The following is a 7098-nucleotide window of genomic DNA, read 5'->3' as shown; positions in this document are numbered from 1 at the left end:
AACAAATGGTGCCCAGAAGAGGACTCGAACCTCCACGCCCTTGCGAGCGCCAGCACCTGAAGCTGGTGCGTCTACCAATTCCGCCATCTGGGCACGGGGCAGAAGGCGAATGGGCCGTCTGCCGGGTAGGAGGGCGCCACTAAGGTACGGGGGGCGGGGTGTCAACGGGGCAAAACCGGGAATCGCTGACTCTTTTTGTTGTGCAGGGCGGTTTGGGGATGTTCGGCATTGAAAGCGCGCCCTTTGCTGTGCCAAAGGCGGCGGATGGGTGCGTCTCTTTTCGGGCGTTGCCACTATCTGCAGGATTTGGGTCATATGGCACAGGGCAAGACGCGCGATCTCGATGGCATGTTGGTAGCGCTGGTAGGCGGCACCGGCTTTTTCGGTAGGCATCTGGCGCAAGAGCTGTTGGCGCGCGGAGCGCGGTTGCGCGTTTGCAGCCGCCATCCGGAGCGCGCGTTCCGGGTTAAGACGCTGGGCGGGCTGGGGCAGACGCAACTGGTGGCGGTGGATGTGCTGAAACCGCATACGGTGGCCGCGGCGCTGACCGGGGTTGATGCGGTGGTCAATCTTGTCGGTGCGTTTGCGGGCAATCTGGACGGGCTGCAGGGCAGCGGCGTTGGGGCGTTGGCGAAAGCGGCCAAGGATGCCGGTGCGACGGCGTTTGTGCATGTTTCGGCGCTGGGGGCCGATGCTGCATCTGATGTGGCCTACGCCCGGACCAAGGCCGAGGGTGAAGTGGCTGTGCTGGCTGCGTTTCCAACGGCGACGGTGGTGCGGCCATCGATCCTGTTTGGCGAGGACGACAATTTTCTGAACATGTTTGGCGGTCTGGTTTCAAGCCTGCCGGTGTTGCCCGTGTTCGGGCCGGACGCAAAGTTGCAGCCGGTGTTTGTGGATGATGCGGCAGAGGCGGTGGCGAGCGCGCTGGCGGACCCATTGGCGCATGGTGGCAAGACGTATGAGCTGGCTGGCCCCGAAGTGGTGACGATGGGCGAGCTGAACCGCCGGATTGCCAAGGCGGCAGGACGCAGCCCGGTGTTTGCCGAATTGCCCGACGCGGTATCGGCTGCGATTGCAGCGTTGACCGGTTGGTTGCCGGGTGCGCCGATTACCACGGACCAATGGAAGCTGCTGGCGGCGGGCAATGTGGCGACGGGGACTTTGCCGGGGATCGAGGCGCTGGGCGTTGCGCCGCGTCCGCTGGGGTTGTTCCTTGACCGGTGGATGACGCGGTATCGCAAGTTCGGGCGGTTCGGGGTGAAAGCCAAGACTGTTTGAGCCGCGCTTGCCTTTGCGGGCAAGCCATCATTCGACATGATCGGGCAAAGCGGCGTTCAGGTGCGCTGTGCCATGGCCTTTGCATTGGTCGCGTCGGATGGAGAGAGCGGATGTTGCGTGTTACGGCCTTTGCGATATTGGCGGCGGCGTTTTCCGGGCCGGTGATGGCGCAAGACGCGGGGTCGCAAAAGGGTAGGCCGCCTGCGGGGCCGCAAGGTTGGGTGCTGACGCTGGGGCTGGCGCCGGTGTTCGGGAACGCGTGGCAAGGGTCGCGCGATACGGCGCTGTCAATCTTTCCGGATATCCGGCTGAATTACAATGATACGATCTTTGCATCGGTGCCCGACGGGATCGGCTGGAACGCGGTGAACCGCGACGGTTGGAAAGCAGGGCCGGTGATCAAGCCGCGCTTTGGCCGCAACGAGAACGATGGCGGATCGCCCTTTCAGCTTGCAGGCGGCAGTGATGCTTTGCGCGGGATGGGCGATGTCGGCTTTGGCGGTGAGGCGGGCGGCTTTGTTGAAAAGCGGTTCGGGCCGAAGAACCGGCTACGCGGGCGGGTTGAAGTGCGGCAGGGCTTTGGCGCGCACCAGGGTGTTGTTGGCGATGTATCGCTGGCGGTGCAGGGCCGTAGCGGGCGCGTGATCTATTCGGTGGGACCGCGCGCGACACTGGCCAGCGGCGATTTTATGCAGACATACTTTGGCGTGGATGCGGGGCAGGCGCAGCGCACCGGTCTGGCGGTTTCGCGGCCCGATGGCGGGCTGGTGTCCTATGGCGTTGGCGGAGCGCTGATCCGGCCTTTGGACCGGCGGCGTTCGGTTACGCTGTTTGGCGGGGTAGACCGGCTGGGCGGGGAACCTGCGGGGACATCGTTGATCCGTGAGCGGGGGCAGCGGATGCAGATTACCGTCGGGCTGGGTTACGGGATGCGGTTCGGGTTGTAGAGGGCAGATTTTCAGGGTGATGTTTTGAGCCCACCCCCAACCCCTCCCGCTTGCGGGAGGGGGGAAGAAGGGTGGCTTATACAGTGAGTGGGGCGGCTTGTTCGCATTTGGCTTTTGATTCAGCCGTGCCGCCTCCGCCGAGCATGGTGGCGGCGATGAAGCCGCCGACGACGAGGACGACGAAGCCGATGGTGACCAGGCCGAGGTATTTGTCGATGAAGCGCTTGATCGGGGCGCCGAACAGGCGGAACAGCACGCCGACGATCATGAAGCTGATCGAGCGCGAGACAATGCTGGCCAGAATGAACGGTACCAGCGGCATGGCGATGAAGCCCGCCGTGATCGTGAGCAGTTTGAACGGGATGGGCGTGGCGCCCTTGATCATGATGATCTCTACCCCGTAATCGCGCAGATAGCAGGCCGCCTTGGGGAAGCTTTCGGTGAGGCCGAGGGCGGCGAGCAATTGCGTGCCGACAGTGTCGTACAGGCCATAGCCGATAGCGTAGCCGAGCAGGCCGCCGAGGACCGAGGCGATGGTGGCTATGGCGGCAAAGCGGATGGCGCGCTTTGGTTCGGCCAGGCACATCAGCCCGAGCAGGGGGTGCGGCGGGATGGGGAAGAAGCTGGCTTCCATGAACGCGAACAGGGCCAGCCACCATTCGGCGTGCGGATGCGAGGCCTTGGCCAATGTCCAATCGTAGAGGCGGCGGAGCATCAGGAATCCCGTCAATTGTTGCGGTGCAGCGTTTAAGCGAGGCGCGCGAAAAGTGCCAGCAGTGGTTTGATTAACCATATTGGCACTTTTTGATTGACATTCACGCGCCCATTCGGTACATAACAAGAACATCGGAACAGGCCGAGTCGCCCCGGACGGGCGGCATGTGGCGCTGCCGATATCCGTGACACTTCGTTCAATTCAAACGTAAGGATGGTCTGAATGGCCAAGCCGACCGGCTCCGCGCGCACCCCAACGGCATGCGTGACAGCAACGCAATGCGTACCTGCATCACCCAGCGAAATGGAGGGCAATAGCGTCACAGGCAGCGACGAAGATGCGGATTCCATGGGGATCGCGCGCACGACATGGCGCAGCGAGTTTCTGGCGTCGCTGGCGGAAACTTCGAATGTGACAGCGGCTGCGGCCAAGGCGGGCGTAAAGCCGGATCGCGCCTATAAAACGCGACGCAGCGAGCCGGGCTTTGCAAAGGCGTGGCGCGAGGCTTTGTGCGAGGGGTATGACAACCTTGAGATGGAGCTGCTGCACCGGCTGCGCTTTGGCGAATCCAGGGATGGCGAGGCAAAGTTCGATAACGCCAATGCGCTTCGGTTGCTGACACAGCATCGCGAGACAGTGGCCCGCCAGCGCGCGATCCGTGAAAATTCCGACATCAAGCAAGTGCGGGCATCGATCCACGCCAAGCTTTTGGCGCTGCGCGATCAGGTGCTGGCGCAGCGCAAGGCAGAGCAGGAGATGACGGGCGCGGCGCATGGGTGATGACGTCAGGCTGGACACCCTGTTCGATGCCGATCGTCAAAAGATCGACCGATTTTTTCACAAGCTTTCCGATGATGAATGCCGCGAATGGCTGTGGGACTGGCAAGTGTGGGGCCGCAAGGCCCAGCAGGCACCGGATGGTGACTGGCGCATCTGGCTGGTGATGGCCGGGCGCGGGTTTGGCAAGACACGGCTGGGTGCCGAATGGGTGCGCCAGCAGGCCGAAGATGATCCCGACGCGCGGATCGCGCTGGTGGCGGCATCGTTGTATGAGGCGCGCAGCGTTATGGTGGAAGGCGAGAGCGGGCTGCTTTCGGTTGGGTCACCAGACAAGCGGCCGGTGTATGAATCATCGGTGCGCAGGTTGGTCTGGAAAAACGGGGCGCAAGCGTTTTTGTATTCGGCAGGAGAGCCGGAAAGTTTGCGCGGGCCGCAGCATAGCCATGCGTGGTGTGATGAGGTGGCCAAGTGGGATGCAGGCGCGCTGCGCGGGACGAGCCGGGCCATTTCGGCCTGGGATAATTTGCTGATGGGCCTGCGGCTGGGCGATGATCCCCGGATGCTGGCGACCACGACGCCGCGACCGGTGCCGCTGGTGACAAGGATGCTGGACGAGGGCGAGGCAGGCGGCGTGGTGCTGACGCGCGGAAGCACGTTTGACAACGCGCCGAACCTGCCAGCGCGTTTTATCGCGGCGATGGAGCAGACGTTTGGCGACACGTTGCTGGGGCGGCAGGAACTTTACGGCGAATTGATCAGTGATCTGGTGGGCGCGCTGTGGAGCCGCGCGCTGATTGAAAGTGCGCGTGAAGCCGTTGCTCCGCCATGCACGAGGGTTGTGGTGGCGGTTGACCCGCCTGCCAGCGCGCATGGCGATGCTTGCGGGATTGTGGTGTGCGGGTTGGGTGACGACAGGATCGCGCGGGTGCTGGCGGATTGTTCGGTTGAACAGGCCAGCCCCGAACGATGGGCCCGCGCCGTTGCAGATGCCGCGCTTGCCTGGTCGGCAGACCGGGTGGTGGCCGAGGCGAACCAGGGCGGGGCGATGGTGGAAGCGGTGCTGCGCGCCGCCGAGGCATCGCTGCCCTTGCGCCTTGTCCATGCAAGCCGTGGCAAGGCGGCGCGGGCCGAGCCGGTGGCAGCGCTTTATGAAGCAGGGCGCGTGCGCCACGCCGGGATGTTCCCACGGCTGGAGGATGAACTGTGCGGATTGATGCCGGGCGGGGATTATCAGGGGCCGGGGCGGTCGCCCGATCGTGCCGATGCCTGTGTGTGGGCGCTGACAGAACTGATGCTGGGCAGGGCCGGGGAGCCGCGCATCTGGTTTGATTGAGGGGTGTCAGCGTGGCTGAACAGGGCGTTGAGTAACAGCCCCTCCCCCGGCCCCTCCCGCAAGCGGGAGGGGAGTAAGTTGACGCCTTTGCTTCGTTGGGCGGATTCTCATTTTCGAAAGGCTGATTATGTCGTTCTTTCAATCGCTTGCGGCTGCGTTCAAGGGCGAGGCGGTGACGCCGCGTGCGCCTTTGGGGCGGAGTTTTGTTTCACCGTGGATTGCGGCTTCGGATTGGCGGGGTGAGGCCAGCCATGGACCGATCAATTATCCGGTGGCGATCCGTGAGGCCTATTTGAAGAATCCGGTGGCGCAGCGGGCTGTGCGATTGGTGGCCGAGGGGATTGGCGGGGCACCGGTGGTGGCGTCTGATCCCGCGTTGCTGGCGCTGGTGAGCGAGACGAGCGCGGGGCAGCCGCTGCTGGAGACGCTGGCGGCGCATCTGATGCTGCATGGCAATGGCTATGTGCAAGTGCTGCGCGATGTGGACGGCAATCCGGTGGAGCTGTTTGCGCTGCGGCCTGAACGGGTGACGGTGTTGCCCGATGCAGGCGGTTGGCCTGCGGCGTTTGCCTATAAAGTGGGCGAGAAGGCGCTGCGGATTGAGGCGGTGGATGATTTCGGGCGGCCCAACCTGATCCATGTGAAGCACTTTCACCCGGTTGATGACCATTATGGCGCGGGCTGCCTGGAGGCGGCGGACGAGGCGGTGGCGATCCACAATGCGGCGGCGCGGTGGAACCGGGCGTTGCTGGAGAATGCCGCGCGGCCATCAGGGGCGCTGGTCTATGATCCGGGTGAACCCGGCGCTTCGCTGACGGCGGACCAGTTTGACCGGATCAAGGGCGAATTGACGGCGGCCTATGCGGGGCAAGCGAACGCGGGGCGGCCCATGCTGCTGGAGGGGGGTCTTAAATGGCAGAGCCTTTCACTGACGCCCGCCGACATGGACTTTGCGACGCTGAAAGCGGCGGCGGCGCGCGACATTGCGCTGGCGTTTGGCGTGCCGCCGATGCTGCTGGGGATTCCGGGCGACAATACATATGCCAATTACCGCGAGGCCAACCGGGCGCTGTGGCGGCTGACGCTTTTGCCGGTGGCGGGCAAGATTCTGGTGGCGATTGCCGAGGGCTTGTCGCCGTGGTTCCGCGATGCGCGGCTGGGTGTTGATCTGGACCGTGTGCCTGCGCTGGCCGAGGACCGCGAGCGGTTGTGGGCGCAGGTATCTGCCGCAGAGTTTCTTTCAAGCGACGAAAAGCGTGCGATGCTGGGGATCAAGCCATGAACCGTGAAGACATGCTGGCCCGTCTGGTGGCGCAGGCCGAGGGCGAGGGCTGCGATCTGGTGACGCTGCGGGCGGTGGTCGAGGAAGCTTCGGATCTGGGCGCGGTGCGGGTGCTGGCGCGGATGGGGCTGGCCGATGACAGCGCGCACAATGACCTGGCCGAATTGCGCCAACTGCTGGGCGCGTGGCGCGATGCCAAGGCGAGCGCGTGGAAAGCGGCGGTGGGCTGGGTGGTGCGTGCGGTGCTGGCGCTGCTGCTGTTTGCCATCGCGGTGCGGTTTGGATCGGGAGATCTGGTGCGATGACCACTTTGTTGTCTGAAATGAAGGCCGCGCCTGTGCGCTTTGCCGGATATGCCGCGATTTTCCGAAAGCGCGATGGCGGCGGGGACACGATCCTGCCGGGGGCTTTCCGCGCCAGCCTTGAGCGGCGGATTGCAGATGGCTTGCGATTGCCGCTGTTGTGGCAGCACCGGGGCGACCAGCAGATCGGCTGGATCGATGTGGCGCGCGAGGATGCGCGGGGTTTGCGCGTGGTTGCTTCCATCACGGCGACGGAATCCATTGCAGCGCGCGCGTTGCGGGATGGCGCGGTGAACGGCCTGTCGTTCGGATACCGGGTGCGGCAGGGCAAGGCTTTGCCCGGCGGGCGTGAATTGCACGACCTTGAGATTAGTGAAGTGAGCCTGGTGACACGGCCGATGCAGCCAATGGCGCGGGTTCATTATGTGGAAGCAATGGCGCCAGACGCCGCCTGATCC

8 protein-coding genes and 1 tRNA gene are annotated in these 7098 nt (G+C 64.2%); 7 read left to right on the top strand and 2 right to left on the bottom strand.

Annotated features, from left to right (window positions below; genetic code table 11):
* Positions 1-6: 6 nt before the first annotated feature.
* Positions 7-93, bottom strand: a tRNA-Leu gene (locus tag B7Y89_RS13105).
* A gap of 222 nt (positions 94-315) precedes the next feature.
* Here B7Y89_RS13105 and B7Y89_RS13100 point away from each other — a divergent pair.
* Both B7Y89_RS13100 and B7Y89_RS13095 read left to right on the top strand, forming a co-directional pair.
* Positions 316-1281, top strand: coding sequence for a complex I NDUFA9 subunit family protein (locus B7Y89_RS13100; protein ID WP_292938951.1), 966 nt, complete (start codon positions 316-318; stop codon positions 1279-1281).
* A 110-nt stretch (positions 1282-1391) separates the two neighbouring features.
* Positions 1392-2228, top strand: coding sequence for a MipA/OmpV family protein (locus tag B7Y89_RS13095; RefSeq protein WP_292938950.1), 837 nt, complete (start codon positions 1392-1394; stop codon positions 2226-2228).
* 76 nt (positions 2229-2304) lie between these two features.
* Here B7Y89_RS13095 and B7Y89_RS13090 read toward each other — a convergent pair whose 3' ends face one another.
* Entirely contained in the window at positions 2305-2943 is a 639-nt protein-coding gene (locus B7Y89_RS13090; protein ID WP_292938949.1) for a YqaA family protein, read from the bottom strand.
* 222 nt (positions 2944-3165) lie between these two features.
* On the opposite strand from B7Y89_RS13090, the gene B7Y89_RS13085 reads away from it, so the two are divergent.
* From B7Y89_RS13085 to B7Y89_RS13065, 5 genes are all read left to right on the top strand, one after another.
* Complete coding sequence (locus B7Y89_RS13085; protein ID WP_292938948.1) at positions 3166-3723, top strand: hypothetical protein; 558 nt, start codon at positions 3166-3168, stop codon at positions 3721-3723.
* Positions 3716-5056, top strand: a complete 1341-nt coding sequence (locus B7Y89_RS13080; protein WP_292938947.1) for a terminase family protein — start codon at positions 3716-3718, stop codon at positions 5054-5056. The genes B7Y89_RS13085 and B7Y89_RS13080 overlap by 8 nt, the downstream gene beginning before the upstream one ends.
* Before the next feature lie 127 nt (positions 5057-5183).
* A complete protein-coding gene (locus B7Y89_RS13075) occupies positions 5184-6338 on the top strand; it encodes a phage portal protein (protein ID WP_292938946.1) in 1155 nt (384 codons plus the stop codon).
* Positions 6335-6643 carry a DUF6127 family protein gene (locus tag B7Y89_RS13070; RefSeq protein ID WP_292938945.1) on the top strand — a complete coding sequence of 103 codons (309 nt, stop codon included), beginning with the start codon at positions 6335-6337 and terminating at the stop codon, positions 6641-6643. The genes B7Y89_RS13075 and B7Y89_RS13070 overlap by 4 nt, the downstream gene beginning before the upstream one ends.
* Positions 6640-7095 carry an HK97 family phage prohead protease gene (locus B7Y89_RS13065; protein WP_292938944.1) on the top strand — a complete coding sequence of 152 codons (456 nt, stop codon included), beginning with the start codon at positions 6640-6642 and terminating at the stop codon, positions 7093-7095. The genes B7Y89_RS13070 and B7Y89_RS13065 overlap by 4 nt, the downstream gene beginning before the upstream one ends.
* The last annotated feature ends 3 nt before the right edge of the window (positions 7096-7098 follow it).

Source organism: Novosphingobium sp. 32-60-15 (assembly GCF_002280675.1).
Classification (GTDB): Bacteria; Pseudomonadota; Alphaproteobacteria; order Sphingomonadales; family Sphingomonadaceae; genus Novosphingobium.
The sequence above is the reverse complement of the archived record's forward strand: the minus strand, read 5'-3'. Positions and strand labels throughout refer to the sequence as shown.